The 17,241-nt window shown below is 67.6% G+C and carries 16 protein-coding genes; 11 read left to right on the plus strand and 5 right to left on the minus strand.

Features of this window, described 5'->3' with window-relative positions; genetic code table 11:
* Positions 1-161: 161 nt before the first annotated feature.
* Positions 162-1,646, minus strand: a complete 1,485-nt coding sequence (locus KK141_RS17025; RefSeq protein ID WP_214571179.1) for a RimK family protein — start codon at positions 1,644-1,646, stop codon at positions 162-164.
* A 245-nt stretch (positions 1,647-1,891) separates the two neighbouring features.
* Here KK141_RS17025 and KK141_RS17030 point away from each other — a divergent pair, with 245 nt between their 5' ends.
* Entirely contained in the window at positions 1,892-2,365 is a 474-nt protein-coding gene (locus KK141_RS17030; RefSeq protein WP_214571180.1) for a GNAT family N-acetyltransferase, read from the plus strand.
* 15 nt (positions 2,366-2,380) lie between these two features.
* Here the strand turns inward: KK141_RS17030 and KK141_RS17035 are convergent, their stop codons facing one another.
* Entirely contained in the window at positions 2,381-3,049 is a 669-nt protein-coding gene (locus KK141_RS17035) for a hypothetical protein (RefSeq protein WP_214571181.1), read from the minus strand.
* A gap of 177 nt (positions 3,050-3,226) precedes the next feature.
* On the opposite strand from KK141_RS17035, the gene KK141_RS17040 reads away from it, so the two are divergent.
* The 4 genes from KK141_RS17040 to xerC all read left to right on the plus strand — a co-directional run bounded on the left by KK141_RS17040 (position 3,227) and on the right by xerC (position 5,924).
* On the plus strand, positions 3,227-3,430 hold the full coding sequence (locus KK141_RS17040; RefSeq protein ID WP_214571182.1) for a lipoprotein: 204 nt from the start codon (positions 3,227-3,229) through the stop codon (positions 3,428-3,430).
* Between the two features lie 8 nt (positions 3,431-3,438).
* Complete coding sequence (gene dapF / locus KK141_RS17045; RefSeq protein WP_214571183.1) at positions 3,439-4,281, plus strand: diaminopimelate epimerase; 843 nt, start codon at positions 3,439-3,441, stop codon at positions 4,279-4,281.
* 72 nt (positions 4,282-4,353) lie between these two features.
* The gene (locus KK141_RS17050) at positions 4,354-5,034 is read left to right on the plus strand and encodes a DUF484 family protein (RefSeq protein WP_214571184.1); all 681 of its coding nucleotides are present in this window, start codon (positions 4,354-4,356) and stop codon (positions 5,032-5,034) included.
* A gap of 2 nt (positions 5,035-5,036) precedes the next feature.
* Entirely contained in the window at positions 5,037-5,924 is an 888-nt protein-coding gene (xerC, locus tag KK141_RS17055) for a tyrosine recombinase XerC (RefSeq protein WP_214571185.1), read from the plus strand.
* 87 nt (positions 5,925-6,011) lie between these two features.
* Here the strand turns inward: xerC and KK141_RS17060 are convergent, their stop codons facing one another.
* Positions 6,012-8,990, minus strand: a complete 2,979-nt coding sequence (locus KK141_RS17060) for a TonB-dependent receptor (protein WP_214571186.1) — start codon at positions 8,988-8,990, stop codon at positions 6,012-6,014.
* A gap of 537 nt (positions 8,991-9,527) precedes the next feature.
* Here KK141_RS17060 and hslV point away from each other — a divergent pair.
* The 4 genes from hslV to KK141_RS17080 all read left to right on the plus strand — a co-directional run bounded on the left by hslV (position 9,528) and on the right by KK141_RS17080 (position 12,569).
* Positions 9,528-10,061, plus strand: coding sequence for an ATP-dependent protease subunit HslV (hslV, locus tag KK141_RS17065; RefSeq protein ID WP_167252887.1), 534 nt, complete (start codon positions 9,528-9,530; stop codon positions 10,059-10,061).
* Between the two features lie 78 nt (positions 10,062-10,139).
* Positions 10,140-11,480 (plus strand): ATP-dependent protease ATPase subunit HslU, encoded by a 1,341-nt coding sequence (gene hslU / locus KK141_RS17070; protein WP_214571187.1) that lies wholly within the window; start codon positions 10,140-10,142, stop codon positions 11,478-11,480.
* Between the two features lie 38 nt (positions 11,481-11,518).
* Positions 11,519-12,136: a hypothetical protein gene (locus tag KK141_RS17075; RefSeq protein ID WP_167252885.1), complete on the plus strand. Its 618-nt coding sequence runs from the start codon at positions 11,519-11,521 to the stop codon at positions 12,134-12,136.
* Between the two features lie 40 nt (positions 12,137-12,176).
* Positions 12,177-12,569 carry a hypothetical protein gene (locus KK141_RS17080; protein ID WP_214571188.1) on the plus strand — a complete coding sequence of 131 codons (393 nt, stop codon included), beginning with the start codon at positions 12,177-12,179 and terminating at the stop codon, positions 12,567-12,569.
* A 51-nt stretch (positions 12,570-12,620) separates the two neighbouring features.
* On the opposite strand, the gene KK141_RS17085 is transcribed toward KK141_RS17080, so the two are convergent.
* Together KK141_RS17085 and KK141_RS17090 are read right to left on the minus strand one after the other, a co-directional pair.
* Positions 12,621-14,885: a S9 family peptidase gene (locus KK141_RS17085; RefSeq protein ID WP_214571189.1), complete on the minus strand. Its 2,265-nt coding sequence runs from the start codon at positions 14,883-14,885 to the stop codon at positions 12,621-12,623.
* Between the two features lie 146 nt (positions 14,886-15,031).
* Positions 15,032-15,730, minus strand: coding sequence for a glutathione binding-like protein (locus KK141_RS17090; protein ID WP_214571190.1), 699 nt, complete (start codon positions 15,728-15,730; stop codon positions 15,032-15,034).
* A 114-nt stretch (positions 15,731-15,844) separates the two neighbouring features.
* Here KK141_RS17090 and KK141_RS17095 point away from each other — a divergent pair, with 114 nt between their 5' ends.
* Together KK141_RS17095 and rbsK are read left to right on the plus strand one after the other, a co-directional pair.
* Positions 15,845-16,273: a hypothetical protein gene (locus KK141_RS17095; RefSeq protein WP_214571191.1), complete on the plus strand. Its 429-nt coding sequence runs from the start codon at positions 15,845-15,847 to the stop codon at positions 16,271-16,273.
* Positions 16,274-16,343: 70 nt separating this feature from the next.
* Positions 16,344-17,237, plus strand: coding sequence for a ribokinase (rbsK, locus tag KK141_RS17100; protein ID WP_214571192.1), 894 nt, complete (start codon positions 16,344-16,346; stop codon positions 17,235-17,237).
* Positions 17,238-17,241: the final 4 nt, after the last annotated feature.

The following is a 17,241-nucleotide window of genomic DNA, read 5'->3' on the forward strand; positions in this document are numbered from 1 at the left end:
TCAAACGACTTCCGCTTGGCAGTGGAGCTTTGGCGCACGGGATGTGCGCCTGAAGGGAAGCGATGGCAGTCGCCAGGGTTGGCGGTGCACCTGTCGTCGCGGCGCAGGGATCGGCGCCTTGAGCCCCGGTGATCCAGGAAGGATGCCGGGGCCGCCCGACCTCAGTCGGCGATGCCCAGCCGCTTGCGCTCCATGCGCCGCAGGAACTCCTGCATGATGCGCAGATACAGGTCCTCGCCCAGGTACGCGTCTTCGACGCCCGCATCGATCGACGGGTTGTCGTTCACCTCGATCACCACCGGCTTGCCGTCGACCTGCTTGAGGTCCACGCCGTAGAGGCCGTCGCCGATGCCCTGGGTGGCTTTCAGCGCGAGCTTGACCACGTCGCTGGGCGCGTCGCGCACGGGGATGGTCTCGAAGCCGCCGGACTTGTCCGTGCCCTTGGCGCCATGGTTGTAGATCTGCCAGTGGCCGCGCGACATGTAGTACTTGCAGGCGTACAGCGCCTCGCGATTGAGCACGCCGATGCGCCAGTCGAATTCGGTGTAGAGGAATTCCTGCGCCAGCAGCAGCGAGCTGTGCTGGAACAGTTCGCCGGCGGCCTTCTCCAGCGCCCGCTCGTCCTCCACCTTCATCACGCCACGCGAGAACGAACCGTCCGGGATCTTCAGCACCAGCGGATAGCCCAATCGCGCGGCGATCTCCTTCATGCCCTTGGCGTCTTCGCGGTACAGGATCTCGGTCTTGGGCACCGCCAGCTTGCGCGACACCATCAGGTCGTTGAGGTAGATCTTGTTGGTGCAGCGAAGAATGGAGCTGGGGTCGTCCATCACCACCATACCCTCGCGCTCGGCGCGGTGGGCGAAGCGGTAGGTGTGGTTGTCGCTGGCGGTGGTCTCGCGGATGAACAGGCCGTCGTATTCGGCCAGGCGCTGGTAGTCGTTCTTGTCGATCGGGTCGACTTCGATGCCCAGTTCCTTGCCGGCCTGGATAAAAGACTTCAGTGCCTTCTTGTTCGAAGGCGGCATCGACTCGTTCGGGTCGACCAGCATGGCGATGTCGTAGCGGTAGCGCTTGCGCGCGCGCGGCTTGCGCCACAGCTTCTTGGAGAAATGGTCCAGCGCCTCGGCGAAGGCGTCTTCCTGGGCGTCGTCCAGGCTGTGCAGGCCCACCGGCTTGATCGAGCTCACCTGCCACACGCGGTCGCGCTCGAACTCGATGCGCAGCAGTGGGCAGGGGAACAGTTCGAACACCTGGCGCGCCAGGTCCTGCAGCGCGGTGTAGGCGGTCTCGCCGAAGTACACCAGGATGCCGAAGTCGGTGGTATCGCGCCCGCCGGCCGGCAGGAAGTGGGTGAGCTTCTGGTTGAGGTCTTCGATGTCCAGGCCGTACAGCGAGCGGCGGCGCAGGTCGTTCACCGTGCGCACCGACGGCATCACCTTGTGGCCGCGCGCCTCGCCCAGCAGCGACACGTAGTAGCCGGTGCCCAGGTACTTGTAGCTGCGGCAGAGGTTGATCACCTGCGTGCGCTCGTCGTCGGCGGAGACCGGCTCGCGCAGGTAGTCCATCGCCGTGACCACGTCGACGGACGGATAGTAGGAACTCCAGTCGGAGGCTTTCTCGACGACGATGACGAGCCGGGCCATGGCACCTTGGGCTTGGGCAGACGAGGGTGTCGTCTCGTCAATGGAACGGGGCGGCACGGAGCGCGCAGTTTCGCACAGGCCGGAGCGTGCACAAGAGAGCGGGATGACTCTCGTCTAAACGCCTCCGCGCCCGCCATGACGCACGGGCGATTGCGAGGCGACCGCCACGGGACTAGAGTGCCGCGCTTCGTTTCGTCCCTCCGCCCCTCGCCGCCGCGTTACCGCTGCACCGGAATCCACCGCCGATGACCCCCATGCCCGCGACCGCCGCCGTGCGTGTGCGACGTGCCGAGCTTTCCGACCTGGACGACCTGGTCGCGCTGGAGGAGCAGAGCTTCGCCGGCGACCGCCTGAGCCGCGCCCAGTACCGCCGCCACCTGGACAGCGAAAGCGCGCAGGTGCTGGTCGCCAGCGCCAATCACCGGCGTTTCCTCGGCACCGCGGTGGTGTTCTTCCGCAAGGGCAGCAAGGTGGCGCGGCTGTATTCCATCGCCACCCAGGCCGAGGCGCGCGGCAAGGGCGTGGGCTCGGCGCTGATCGAAGCGGCCGAGCTGGCCGCCCGGCGCAAGCGCCGGCATGCGCTGCGGCTGGAAGTGCGCACCGACAACCACGCGGCGATCCGCCTGTACGAGCGGCTGGGCTACGCACGCATCGGCCATTACGCGAGTTATTACGAAGACGGCGCCGATGCGTGGCGCTACGAGAAAGCGCTCGGCTGAAACTGAGGCGGCGGCTCAGCCGCCGAACGGCTGGCCGAGCCTGCGCTCGGTGGCCTCGTCCGGCCGCGCCACCAACGCGCCGGTGCGCATCAGGCTCACGCTGTAATGCCCTTCGTCGACCAGCGGCAGGAAGGCGCCGCTGCCGAACACCGTGTCCACGCCCGGCAGCCAGTGCGGCAGGTCGAAGGCGCCGGCCTGATCGAAGCCGATCACCGTGCGCGGCGCCTGCGCTTCCTGTTGCGCGTCGTCGTAGCGGCCGCTGAGGCGGTCCAGCCGGTACAGCGGCGGCAGGCCGGCCAGCAGGGCCGGCGTCTTCCACTTCAGCACCACCGCTTCCACGCGCCACGCATCGCCGGCCAGCTGCACCTGGCGCGTGCTGCCGTCGGGCCAGCGCAGGGTGAGCGCCCAGCGCTGCGGCGACAGGATGCGTGCGTCGATATCCACCACCGGCGCTTCCTCGGACAGCAGCCGATAGCCGCGCAGGCTCCAGCCCATGCCGGCCAGCAGCAGGGTGAGCGCGAAACCGGCCAGCAGCAGCAAGCTGCGCAACGCGGCGGCGCCGCGCTGGCGCGCCTCCAGGCGTGCGCGCAGGGCGATCAGCTGGGCCAGGGTGAACAGCAGGGCGATCGCGGCGAGCGCCAGCAGGATTGTGCTGGGCAGGCGCAGCAACGTGGTCCAGTCCATCGTCGTTCGGATCTCTCGGTGCCGCCGTGCGGCCGGTGCGCGCATGATAGCGACTCGCGCCGGCAGCTCCGTGCAGCGCCGTGCGCAGCGCGTCATGGAATGCGGACGCGGACGGTTCATGCAGCCCGGCGGCCACGGCTCGCTATACTGCCGCGGACTCCGTAGGAACCCACCCCCATGCGCCGATCGATCCTGCTGCTTCCGCTGCTCTGCGTCGCCGCCGCCGCGCTCTCGGGCTGCGGCAACAAGGGCCCGCTGTACATGCCGCCGCCGAAGCCGGCGCCCGCACGGGCCAACACCGTGCCGCCGCAGCCGACGCAGACGCCTACCACCATGCCGCCGGCCCCGGCCGCCAGCGCGGCGCAGCCGGCTTCGCACTGAGGCGCGCGATGACGCTGCGCTTCTCCAAGATGCACGGCATCGGCAACGACTTCGTCATGGTCGATGCCCGCGCGGCCGGCTTTGCGCTGGACGCCGAACAAATCCGCGCCATGGCCGACCGCCACGGCGGCGTGGGCTTCGACCAGCTGATCAGCATCGAGGCGCCGCGCGATCCGTCCTGCCGCTTCTATTACGGCATCTGGAACGCCGACGGCACGCCCTCGGGCCAGTGCGGCAATGGCGTGCGCTGCGTGGCAGCGTGGCTCCACCGCGCGGGCGAGCTGCCGCTGGGCGAGACGGTGCGGCTGGAAAGCCCGTCCGGTCCGGTCGCCGTGCGCCTGCTCGCGGCGGACCGCGTCACGGTGGACATGGGCGAGCCGGCCTTCGCGCCGGCGCAGATTCCCTTCGACGCCGCCGCAGCGGCCGAACGCTACACGCTGGACGCCGACGGCCACACGCTGGAGATCGGTGCCGTGTCGATGGGCAATCCGCATGCGGTGGTGGCGGTGGACGACCTGGGCGCGCCCGAGCTTTTCCGCCTGGGCCCCGCGCTGACCGCGCATGCGCGCTTCAAGCAGGGCGTCAACGCCGGCTTCGTGCGCATCGTGGACCGTGCCCATCTGCGCCTGCGCGTGCACGAGCGCGGCAGCGGCTGGACGCGCGCCTGCGGCACCGGCGCCTGCGCCGCGATGGCGGTGCTGCGCCAGCGCGGCGAGGTGGACGACAGCGTGCAGGTGGACCTGCCCGGCGGCCGCCTGCAGATCGATTGGCAAGGGCCCGGCCACACCTTGTGGATGACCGGGCCGGCCGCCTTCGCGTTCGAAGGCGAATGGCTGGGCGGGGCGCATTGAAGCGCCGCCCGGGCCAGCACACACTCCGGACCGGGCAGCGAACCGGCCGCACCGGTTGACGAGGTACCCCGCATGACCGACACCGCTCTGGACGACACCCTCACGGCCAACGAGGTGGCGGCCTATCTGCGCCGCCATCCGGGCTTCCTCAATGAATTCCCCGAACTGGCCGGGCAGCTGGAGCTGCCGCGCGAACAGGGCCAGGTCGCCTCGCTGGCGGCCTACCAGACGCAGAACCTGCGCGAGAAGAACGCCGAGCTGGAACGCCGGCTGGCCGAGCTGACCCGCATCGCCGCCGAGAACGAGCGGCTGATGCAGCGCATCCACGAGCTCAACGTCGCCGTGCTGCGCGCCGGCACGCCGGCGGTGGCCGCGCGCAGCGTGATCGCGCGGCTGGCCGAGGATTTCCAGACCGACCAGGTGCGCCTGCTGGTGTACGACCTGGAACTGCCGCCGGCGGACTGGCTGGTGCGCGCGCCCGGCGGTCCGAAGGCGCTGCCGGAATTCGCCGAGTTCATCGCCCATCACGAACCGGTCGCCGGCCGCCTTTCCGCCGAACGCCTGTATCGCCTGTTCGGCGACGAAGCGCCGCAGATCCACTCGTCCGCGCTGATGCCGCTGGACGGCCTGGGCATCCTGGCGATCGGCAGCCGCGATCAGGACCGCTTCCAGCCCGGCATGGGCACGGTGTTCCTGAAGATGATCGCCGCCACCGTGACCGCCGCCCTGCAACGTTCGCGGGACGGCGCCTGAGCATGGACCCGCGCGGCCAGGTCCAGGCCTGGCTCGCCCGCCTCGCCGGCGAGCGCATGGCTTCGCCGCATACGGTGGATGGCTACCGGCGGGATCTCGACAAGCTGCTGCGCTGGATGGAAGCCCAGCAGATCGATGCGTTCTCGCGCCTGGATGCGCACCGCATGCGCGGCTTCGTCGCCGCCGAGCACCGCGCCGGTCTTTCGCCCAAGAGCCTGCAGCGCCTGTTGTCGTCCTGCCGCAGCCTGTTCCGCCAGCTGCGGCGCGAGGGTCTGCTCGACAACGATCCGGTAGCCGGCGTGCGCGGACCGAAGGTGCATCGCAAGCTGCCGCAGGTGCTGGATGTGGACGAAGCCACCACGCTGGTGGAGTCGGGCGGCGAGGGCGCGCTGGGCGTGCGCGATCGCGCGATGCTGGAACTGTTCTATTCCTCGGGCCTGCGTCTTTCCGAACTGGTCGGGCTGCGCTGGCTGGACTTGGATCTCGACGCCGGCGAAGTGCGCGTGCTCGGCAAGGGCAGCAAGACGCGCATCGTGCCGGTGGGGCGGCATGCGGTAACGGCCTTGCGCGCATTGGGCGAAACCGGGCAGAAGACGCCGGAATCGCCGGTGTTCCGCGGCCGCGGCGGTGCGCCGATCAGTCCGCGTACCGTGCAGGCCCGCCTGAAACAGCTGGCGCTTGCGCAAGGTTTCGCCAAGCGCGTGCACCCGCATCTGCTGCGCCACACCTTCGCCAGCCACATGCTGGAATCCTCCGGCGACCTGCGCGCCGTGCAGGAACTGCTCGGCCACGCCGACATCGCCACCACGCAGATCTACACCCACCTGGATTTCCAGCACCTGGCCAAGGTGTACGACGCGGCGCATCCGCGGGCGAAGCGCAAGGGCTGAGCAAAAAAAAGACCACCGGCCAGCGGTGGTCAAAGGGGAGAGCCGCCACGGCGATCTTCCGCCGCCGTGGCGCTCGCGGTTGCGCTTTTACAGGCTGAAGTCGTAGCGGGCGCCGAATTGGATGTAGCGCGGCGTCTGGTACGACAGGGGCTGGGTGTAGCTGAGGTTGGGCGCACCGCTGCCGGTTTCGCCCGACTCGTTGATGCTCTGCACCGTCTGCTTGTTGAACACGTTGACCACGGTGGCGCTGAAGGTCAGGTTGTTCTTGGCGAACGACGGCGCGTACTGCACGCCCAGATCCAGGCGGTACGTCCACGGCAGGCGGCCCTGGCTGCCGCGCGGCGTCGGCTGGCCCTTGCAGTAGAAGTACGAGGCGCCGTAGTTCATGTCCGCCGGGATGTCGCCCGGGTACACGCCGATGCAGTTCTTCGGACGGCCCGACTGGATCAGCACGTTGGCGCTGACCAGCCACTCGGGGTTGATCTGGTAGTAGCCGTAGGCGCGGATCTGGTGCGTGCGGTCGTTAGCCTCGGGGCCGTTCGAGCCGATCATCAGTTCCTTGTGGTCCCAGTCCTGCGTCACCGACGGGTCGAGCTGGCCGATGTCGGACTTGAGCAGGCCTTCGGAGTTGCCGTAGCTGCGCGAGAACGTGTAGTCGAGGCGGCCGTACCACTTGCCGTCGAAGCGGTGCTCCAGGTAGGCGTCGAGCGCGTAGTACTTGCGCTTGGCTTCCGGCAGGCCGATGTCGTTCTTGCTGAGCTTGATGTCTTCCAGCTTGCCGTCGCCATCGAGGTCGATCAGGAAGCGGTTGGATGCGCCCGGATTGATGATGTAGCAGGTCGGCGACGGATTGGCGTAGTCCACGCCGTGGTCGGCGGCCCACTTGATGAACGGGCGGTCGTCGCACCAGTCGTCGATGATGCTGCGCAGCTTGCGGTAGCGCACCTTGGCGCCGAAGGTCCAGTGGTCGGCGAACTGCTTGTCGAAGCCCAGGATGTACTCGTCCTGGTAGTAGGCCTTGAGGTTCTGCGCCGAGATCGAGCGCGGGTCGGGCGGGGTGCCGTCGGCGCCGTTGGCGTAGACCACGTTTTCGATCGGATGCCAGTTCGGCGGCGTGCCGTTGGTGTTGACCGCGCCGTCGTAGGTGCCCCACTGGGTTTCGTACAGCGAGCCGGACGCGCCGCGCACCGCGACGTTGTTCGGGATCGCCAGGTGGTAGCGGCCGGCGTTGGCGTAGATCTTCAGGCTGGAATCGCCCATCACGTCCCACGACAGGCCCAGGCGCGGCGCCAGCTGGTGGCGCTGCTTGGCGAACACGTCGTTGTCGGCGTTGAGGTTCTCGAACTGCTCGTTGCGCAGGCCCACATAGGCCAGCCAGCGGTCGGTCACCTGCCAGTGGTCTTCGATGTACTGCGCCTGCTGGCGCACCTTGGCCTGGCCGATGGCGCGGAACACATAGCGCTCGACGATGCCGGTATGGCCCGCCGGCACCGCCAGGTTGCCGCGCGATTCGATCACGCCGCTGGCCGGGTTGTCGTAATAGAACCAGCCCACGCCGCCGGAGGTGTCCGAACCGTTGAGCGAGGTGACGTTGTAGTGGTCGACACCGGCGCGCAGGTCATGGCTGCCCAGGCGGTATTCCAGGTTCAGATGCCAGCCGTTGGTTTCGTCGTACGCGCCCGGCGCGGCGATGCCGCTGGAGATGTTGCAGCCCTGCAGGCGCTGCGACGGCGGCACGCTGTCGCGGTTGTCCTGGAAGTAGGTGCAGTTGGAACCGGAGGTGAGGTCGACGTGGTCGGTGCGCTCCTTGCCGTACAGCGCATCCACCGTGAGGTTGTCGGTGATGTAGCCGGTATAGCGGCCCACGTAGACCTGGCCGCCCGGCGAGGAGCCGGCCGTGCCCTGGTTCTTCTGGCTGCGCCAGCCCTTGTGGTTGTACTGGATGTCGTTGACGCCGTCGTACACGAACTGGTCGGAGTAGGTGGACGCGGTGTCGCTCAGGCCCGTCAACTCGATGATGTGGTTGTCGGTGATGTTCCAGTCGACCTTGGCCAGCCAGCGGTTGGTCTTGTTGGTGTTGTACGAGCGGGTGGTGTTCTTGCTGAGCGAGTAGGTGTCGTTCTCCGACTTGATGCGCTCGGCGGCGCCGAAGAAGAACAGCTTGTCCTGGATCAGCGCACCGCCCAGGTAGGCGGCATAGGTGGTTTCCCACAGCTTGGCCGAATGCTTGTCGCGGCCGGTGATCTGCGCGCCGTCGCCGGGGCGGTAGGTGGGCTGCTCGGTCTCGCGCAGGCCGGCGGGCGTGTACAGCACCTGCATGCCGCCCTTCCATTCGTTGGTGCCGCGCTTGGTCACGATGTTGACCACGCCGCCGGTGGAGCGGCCGTACTCGGCGCCGTAGCCGCCGGTGAACACCTGTTCCTGTTCGATCGAGTTGAACGGCAGACTGGTGGCGCCCAGGCCGGTGAGCGGATTGGTGACCGGGAAGCCGTTGACGTAGTACTGGTTCTCCGCCGCGGACGAACCGCCGAGCGAGACGGCGTTGCCGTAGCGCGCATCGGCATTCACCGCACCCGGCGCCAGCAGCACCGCGGCGTTCACCGTCTGCGGCATCGGCAGGCGGCGCAGCTGTTCGGCATTGAGCACGGTACGCGTGTCCACCGAGGACACGTCGATGGCCGGTACGGCGCTGGCCACCACGCTCACGCCTTCAAGATTCTTGGCACCGGCGCCGGCGGTAGCCGCCGCGCCGAAGGTCACTTCGGTACTGGTGCCGACGTTGACCTGGACGGCGTCGCGGCTGTCCACGGTCTGGCCGTTGCGCTGGACCATCACTTTGTAGACGCCCACCGGCAGCGAACCGGCGCGATAGCGGCCGTCCGCATCTACGGCGACATCGCGGCTGATGCCGGTGGAAGGATTCTCGACATGCACCGTGGTACCCGGTGCGGCATCGGTGCGGCCGAAGATGGCGCCCGAAGCGTTGGACTGCGCCAAGGCGACGGTGCCGACGAAACAGCTGCCCAGAGCCAGGGCCAGCACGCTCAGACGCAGCGGACCGCCCAACGATCTCCTGCTCGAATTGCTACTGCTCGACATTGGTTGTGATCTCCCCATGACACCCCTTGCGGGGCGGACCCGGCCCACCCACGCGGGCGGAAAACCGGACTTCGAGGGGTCGCTCCCGTACGGCCGGGACGCGAGCGGACGATCACTGCCTTTTGAAATCAGCCCCTTACAGATTTGAATCGATCTAAATTCCGAACTACAGAATATGGATCGATCCAAATTCCAAGCCAGATCTCTTTGTCGGCACGACTGCCCGGTTCGGTGCGGCGATTTGAGGCATCTCGCACGGCCCTGCTGGACCGTTTTCCCCGTGAGACGCCTTCCTCCCTCTCGCCCGCCACAAGTTCATGCGGCGGAACCCCTCTTCCCGCAGTAAAAAGCGTGTGAAGGCTGCTGTCAATCGCAAAAAGTCCGAAGTCCCATGCTGCGTGGCAGCAATCTTTTGCGCCGCAGCGGCCTGTGGCGGACGTCATGGACTTGGGTTTGGGCCGCGCTCTCCCCACATCCTGTGATCCGCATCCGAGGTAGCTCTCCATGGAATCGTTCCACGCCACCACCATCGTTTCGGTCCGCCGCAACGGCCGCGTCGTGATCGGCGGCGATGGCCAGGTCACCCTGGGCAATACGGTGATGAAGGCCAATGCGCGCAAGATCCGCCGCCTCGGCAAGGGCGACGTGCTGGCCGGTTTCGCCGGTGCCACCGCCGACGCCTTCACCCTGTTCGAGCTGTTCGAGGAAAAGCTGGCCAAGCACAGCGGCAACCTCACCCGCGCCGCGGTGGAAATGGCCAAGGAATGGCGCACCGACCGCCGCCTGGGCCGGCTGGAAGCCATGCTTTCGGTGGCCGACCGCGACGCCTCGCTGCTGATCTCCGGCAACGGCGACGTGCTCGAACCCGAGCACGGCCTGATCGCGATCGGTTCCGGCGGCCCCTATGCGCAGTCCGCCGCGCTGGCCCTGCTGGAAAACACCGAGCTGGACGCGCGGCAGATCGTGGAGCGCGCGCTGAAGATCGCCGGCGACATCTGCATCTATACGAACCACAACACGACCATCGAAGAGCTGTGACGATCGAAGCGCTGTGACGCTGGCCTGACCCCGCCGCCAGCCCATCCCCCGAGCCTCCAAGTTTCCCCGAGCGAAGCCATGTCCGAACTCACTCCCCGCGAAATCGTCAACGAACTCGACCGCTACATCATCGGCCAGCACGACGCCAAGCGCGCCGTGGCGATCGCGCTGCGCAACCGCTGGCGCCGCATGCAGCTGGAGCCGAACCTGCGCGACGAAGTGACGCCGAAGAACATCCTGATGATCGGCCCCACCGGCGTGGGCAAGACCGAGATCGCACGCCGCCTGGCCAGCCTGGCCAATGCGCCGTTCGTGAAGGTGGAAGCGACCAAGTTCACCGAGGTCGGCTATGTCGGCAAGGATGTGGAATCGATCGTCCGCGACCTCGCCGACGTGTCCTACAAGCTCACCCGCGAGCAGGCGGTCAAGCGCGTGCGTTCGCAGGCGGAAGATCGCGCCGAGGACCGCATCCTCGACGCCCTGCTGCCGCGCCGCCAGTCGCCCACCGACTGGTCGCAGGACCACGAGCAGGCGCCGGCGATCGAGAACGACACCCGCCAGAAGCTGCGCAAGCAGCTGCGCGAAGGCGCGCTGGACGAGCGCGAGATCGAGCTGGATTTCGCCATGAACGTGGGCGTGGAGATCATGTCGCCGCCCGGCATGGAGGAAATGGGCCAGCAGCTGCGCCAGATGTTCCAGAACATCGGCGGCGCCAAGTCGCAGAAGCGCAAGCTGGCGATCAAGGTCGCGCGCCCGCTGCTGATCGACGAGGAAGCCGGCAAGCTGCTCAACGACGACGAGATCCGCGCACAGGCGGTGTACGTCGCCGAGCAGAACGGCATCGTCTTCATCGACGAGATCGACAAGATCGCCCAGCGCTCCGAATGGGGCGGCGCCGGCGTCAGTCGCGAAGGCGTGCAGCGCGACCTGCTGCCGCTGGTGGAAGGCTCCACCGTGTCGACCAAGTACGGCCCGATCAAGACCGACCACATGCTGTTCATCGCCTCGGGCGCGTTCTCGCTGGCCAAGCCGTCCGACCTGATTCCGGAGCTGCAGGGCCGTTTGCCGATCCGCGTGGAACTGTCCGCGCTGTCGGTGGACGACTTCCAGCGCATCCTGCGCGAGCCGCACAACGCGCTGACCAAGCAGTACGTGGCCCTGCTGGGCACCGAGGGCGTGACGATCGAATTCACGGAGTCGGGGGTGAACCGCCTGGCTGAGGTCGCTTTCCAGGTGAACGAACGCACCGAGAACATCGGCGCCCGCCGCCTGCATACCGTGATGGAACGGCTGCTGGAGAAAATCTCCTTCGAAGCCGCCGATAAATCCGGCGAAAAATACCTGATCGACGCCGAATATGTCGATAAGAACCTGGCGAGCCTGGTCAAGGACGAGGACCTGAGCCGCTACATCCTGTAAACATGGGGAAAGACCCCCGCTGATAGAATTCGTGGTGTATGGGAAAGGTGATCGAACTCAAGACGACGGGCCAGCGCGCTCAGCTGCGCGAAGCGCAGCAGCAGCAACAGCTGGTCCGTCTATGGCGCGGTGAACTCGAACACGGCAGCTTCTGCGGCTATGTGGGCGGGGTCGGCCGCGAATTCTTCCTGCTGTGGGTCGTCGGCGACGCCATCACGTACGACGGCATGTATGTGATGCGGCACCGCGACATCACCGAACTGGAAGCGCCCGACAAGCACGCGCCCTTCATGGAGAAAGCCCTGGCCATGAAGCAGTTGCTGCCGCGCCCGCCGCGGGGCTTCCCCCTGGACGATATCCGCGAGGTGGTGCAGGCCGCCGCCAAGCAGGCGCCGGTGATCGGCGTGCACGTCGACAGCGAGGACGAGGCCGAGGTCTGCTACATCGGCAAGCTGATCTCCTTCGAGGACGACGGCTTCTACATGCAGGAGATCAGCCCCGACGCCGAATGGCTGCGCGAGGCTTCGTTCTTCTCCTGGGACGAGGTGTCCACCGTCAGCATCGAGGACGGCTACGCGCTGGCCCTGCTGGCCGTGGCCGGCACGGCTCCGCCGCTGGAACAGGGCGATTCGGGCGTGGGCGGCCACGCCCAGTGACCGCGCCGCGGCAGGTCCGCATTGCGTGATGGATGACGCCATGCCGGGCCGCCGCAAGCTGTACCTTCTGTTCTTTCTGATCGGCGCGGGCAGCACGGCCTGCGCCTCCAACACGCCAGGGAGCTCCATCGTCATGGCCGACACCGACAGCACCACCACGTCCACGCCGTCCCAGCCCGCCACGCGGGTGCAGCTGATCGTCAGCTTCCGCGACGGCACTCCGCTCGAATCCATGCGCACCGCCTGCGATGCCGCCGGCGCCACGTATGTGCGCGATATCGGCTGGGCGCCGGCCATCGTGGTGCTGCTGCCGGAAGGCATGTCGGCGGAAGAGGGCATGGTGCGCTTCCGCGCGCAGCCCGGAGTGATCAACGTGGAAGTGGACGGCAAGGTCCGCGCCGATCCGATCCGCGGCCCCAGCATCAACAAGTAATCCGCCGCAGCGTCCAAGAAAAAAAGCCCGCCGACCGGCGGGCTTTTTTGCTTAAGGCGCGACCGAAGCCGCGGCCGCCGGCTTCGGTGCCGCCGGCACGGCAGCGCCCTTGATCTCGCGATCGAAGAAGTTAGCGATCAGGTGATACACGTGGCTGCGCTGGCCCGGCAGGTTGAGCCCGTGCTTGGCGCCCGGGTAGGCCATGAACTGGAACTGCGTGCCGCGCTTCTGCAGCTCCGCCATCAGCTTGGTCGAGTTGACGAACAGCACGTTGTCGTCGGCCATGCCGTGCACCAGGTACAGCTTGCTGGTCAGGCCGTCGAGCCAGGCGAACGGGCTGCTGCGCGTATAGCCGGCTTCGTTGTCCTGCGGGCGGCCGAGGTAGCGCTCGGTATAGAAGGTGTCGTACAGGCGCCAATCGGTGACCGGCGCCACCGCCACGCCGCCGGCGATCTCCTTCGAGGCCTTGGCCAGCAGCATGGTGGTCATGTAGCCACCGTAGCTCCAGCCGAATACGCCGATGCGGCGCCCGTCGACCCAGGGCTGCGCCTTCAGCCAGTCGATGCCGGCGAGCTGGTCGTCCACCTCGGCGGCGCCGAGCTGTTCGTAGATCGGATCCTCGAACTTGCGGCCGCGCCGCGCCATGCCGCGGTTGTCCAGGGTGAACACCACATAGCCCTGGTTGGCCATGTACTGGTTGAAGTAGTCGCCCCAGCCATTGGCCACCAGCTGCGCATGCGGGCCGCCGTAGTAGGTGTCGAACACCGGGTACTTCTTGGTCGGATCGAAACCGGCTGGCTTGTACAGGCGGTAGTACAGCGTCTGCCCGTCGGCGCTCTTCAGCGTGCCGAATTCCGGCTTGATCAGGCTGGCGCGGTAAGGCCAGAACGGATGCTTCTCGTCGAGCTTGTTCTGCTCGATCCAGCTGAGGAAGGCGCCGTCCGGCTTGTGCACGCTCACCTGCGGCGGCGTGTCGGCGCTGGAATAGGTATCGAGATAGAACGCGGCATTCGGCGCGAACTCGGCGATATGGCTGCCGTCGCCCTTGCTGATGCGCACCGGCGCATTGGCCGTGCTGCCGTCCAGCTTCAGCGCGTAGACCTGGTGGTCCGGCACGAAGTCGCGGTTCGAACCGACGTAGACCGTGCCCGCATGCTCGTCTACTGCCAGTACGCCATCGATCTGCCAGTCGCCCTGGCTCACCGGGTGTTTGAGCTTGCCGTCGATGCCGTACAGGTACAGATGATGGAAGCCGCTGCGCTCGCTGCCCCACAGGAAGCTCTTGCCGTCCTTGAGGAAGCGCAGGTCGTCGTTGAGGTTGATCCAGGTATCGCTGGTGTCTGTGAGCAGGCTGCGCTGCGCCAGCGTCTTCGCATCCACCAGGCGCAGCTCCAGCTTCTGCTGGCTGCGCGGCATGCGCTGGTAGCTCAGGTGCTTGCCGTCCGGCAGCCAGTTCACGCGCACCAGGTAAATGTCGCTGTCCTTGCCCAGGTCCACCCAGCGCGGCGCGCCGCCGGCCGGCGCGATCAGGCCCAGCTTCACCGCCACGTTAGGGTCGCCCGCGGCGGGGTAGCGCTGCTCGATCACGTCGGTGCGGTCGGCATACACCTCGGTGCGCTTGACCACCGGGACCTTGGCTTCGTCATAGCGCTCGAAAGCGATGGCGCTGTCGTCCGGCGCCCACCAGTAGCCGCTGCTGCGGCCCATTTCCTCCTGCGCGACGAACTCGGCTTCGCCGTTGTGCACGGTGCCGCCGCCGTCGCGGGTGAGCTGGCGCGCGTCGCCGCTTTCCAGGTCGATCACCCACAGGTTCTGGTCGCGCACGTAGGACACGTAGCGGCCCTTGGGCGAGATCTTCGGATCGATCGCGTCGCCGCCGGTCTCCAGCGCGCGCGGCGCCGGCTTGGCCGCGGCCAGGTCGTACAGGTACAGCTTGCCGCCGATGGGAAACAGCAGCTGCTTGCCGTCCGGCGACCACTGATAGCTGAGGATGCCGTGCAGCCCGGCGGTGCGGGCGCGCTCGCGGCGGGCCTTTTCCGCATCCGACAGCTGCTCGCCCTGCGGCTCCAGCTTGCGCGAATCGACCAGCATGCGCGTGCTGTTGTCCTTGGGCCGGTATTCCCACAGGTCCAGCTGGAACTGGTCGTCCGGCCGCGCGCGCAGGAAGGTGATGCGGCTGCCGTCCGGCGAGATCTGCAGGCCGCGCGGCGCAGGGCCGGCGAGGCTGCCGCCGTCGAAGATGCGTTCGATGGTGAGTTTTTCGGCCATGGTCGGCAGGGTCACCATCGTGAGGGCGGCGAATAGAAGAGCGCGCATGGGTACTTCCTTGGACTGCAACGGGGGCGCAAGAACAAGCGCGGATTAAAACCCGTCATGCTGCGCGAAGCCAGCTTTTTTCCAGCGCGAAGCCAGCCTTTTCCCGGGAAAAAGTGCCGCATCGGGTTCGATGCGGCACCACGGCCTCAGCGTTTCGCACCCTGGCCGAACAGCACCTTGCGCGCGTCCTCGTCCTGGGTCAGGTCGAAGCGGTCCTTGATCGATTCGCCGATTTCATAGGCTTTTTTCGTGGCCGGCCGCTCGGCGATGGCCTGGAACCACAGCTTCAGATGCGGGAAATCCTCCAGCGACATGCCCTGCGCCTCGTGCGAAACGATCCACGGATAGCAGGCCATGTCCGCGATGCTGTAGTCCTTGCCGCCGATGAAGGCGCGCCCGTCGAGCTGCTTGTCGAGCACGCCGTACAGGCGGCGCGTTTCGTTGACGTAGCGGTCGATCGCGTAGGGGATCTTCTCCGGCGCATAGCGGTTGAAATGGTGGTTCTGCCCCAGCATCGGCCCCAGCCCGCCCACCTGCCAGAACAGCCACTGCAGCACCTTGTAGCGCTCGCGCGTGTCCTTCGGCAGGAAGCGGCCGGTCTTCTCCGCCAGGTATTCCAGGATGGCGCCGGACTCGAAGATGCTCAGCGGCCCGCCGCCATCGGCGGGCGCGGTGTCGACGATGGCCGGCATGCGGTTGTTCGGCGCGATGGCCAGGAAATCCGGCTTGAACTGGTCGCCCTTGCCGATGTTCACCGGCTTGATCTCGTAGGGCAGGCCGGCCTCTTCCAGAAAGAGCGTGATCTTGTGGCCGTTCGGCGTGGGCCAGTAGTGCAGTTCGATCATGAGGGGTTCCTCGGGCGGCAATGCACAGCGATGTTCGGGTCCGGCCCGTGCCTTTCAAGTCAACGCCCGGGCCCCGGGGGCCGTTCCCGGGCGCACCTCTCAAGGAGCTGCGCCATGAAGACCCGCCTGTGCCTGATCGCTCTCGCCCTCGCCGCCACCTTCGGCGCCCACGCCCAGGACAACGGCGCGCCGCCGCCGGACGGCCAGGCCATGCACGGCGAGCGGCGCCCGCCGGATCCGCAGGAACGCGCCCAGAAGCTGGCCAAGCACCTCGACCTCAACGCGCAGCAACAGGCCCAGGTCGCCGGCATCCTGCAGGCCCAGCAGCAGAAGATGCAGGCGCTGCGCGGCAGCGCCAGGGGCCAGGATCGCCGCGACCAGGCGCGCGCCATCATGGAAGACGGCGACCGCCAGATTCAGTCCGTGCTGAGCGACAGCCAGCGCCAGCGCTACCTGGCCATGAAGGAACGCATGATCGAGAAGCGCCAGGAAAAGCAGGGCACGGCCGAACCCTCCAAGCCGATGCCCGACACCGGGCACTGAACCGGCTCCACCGGCGCGCGCGCCATCCCGTATGCTCGAAGACTTTCACCGTCGAGTTTTCGGAGCAGGTATGGCACGCGTCGTCGTGGTCGGCAGCATCAACATGGACCTGGTCACGCTGGCTGCGCGCTTTGCCGGGCCCGGCGAGACCGTGCTGGGCGAACGCTTCCTCACCATCCCCGGCGGCAAGGGCGCGAACCAGGCCGTCGCCGCCGCGCGGCTCGGCGCCGAGGTGGCCCTGGTCGGCGCGCTCGGCGACGACGCCTTCGGCCAGCAGCTCTACGACGGCCTGGCGCGCGAAGGCATCGCGCTCGACCACGTGCAGCGCATCGCCGACTGCGGCAGCGGCACCGCTTCGATTACCGTGGCCGGCGGCGAGAACGAAATCATCGTGGTGCCCGCCGCCAACGCCCGCGTGACGCCCGCGCAGGTCGAAGCCGCCAGCGATGCGATCGCCCGCGCCGACGCCGTGCTGGTGCAGATGGAAATCCCGCTGGAAAGCGTCGAAGCCACCTTGCGCCTGGGCCACCGCCTGGGCGTGCCGGTCATCCTCAACCCCGCACCCGCGCAGCGGCTGCCGGTGGAGTGGCTGCAGCTCGCCCGCTATGTCACGCCCAACCAGCACGAGCTGGCCATCCTGCTCGGCGCCGATGCCGCACAGGATTTCCGCGCCCTGATGCGCAAGGCCCCTAGCCCCGTGGTGCTCACCCGCGGCGGCGAAGGCGCCTGGTATCGCGAGAGCGGCGACCCCGCGCACCAACCCGGTTTCAAAGTGGACGCGGTCGACACCACCGGCGCCGGCGACACCTTCAACGGCGCCCTCGCCGTATTCCTGCACGAAGGCCTGCCGCAGGCCGTGCGCAAAGCCTGCGCGGCGGCGGCGCTGTCGGTGACGCGGTTGGGCGCGCAGGGCGGCATGCCGACGCTGACGGAGCTCGATGCGTGGCTCGCGCAGCAGCCCTGAGCGC

Origin of the sequence: Dyella sp. LX-66 (assembly GCF_018599165.1) — a bacterium.
Taxonomy (GTDB): Bacteria; Pseudomonadota; Gammaproteobacteria; order Xanthomonadales; family Rhodanobacteraceae; genus Dyella_D; species Dyella_D marensis.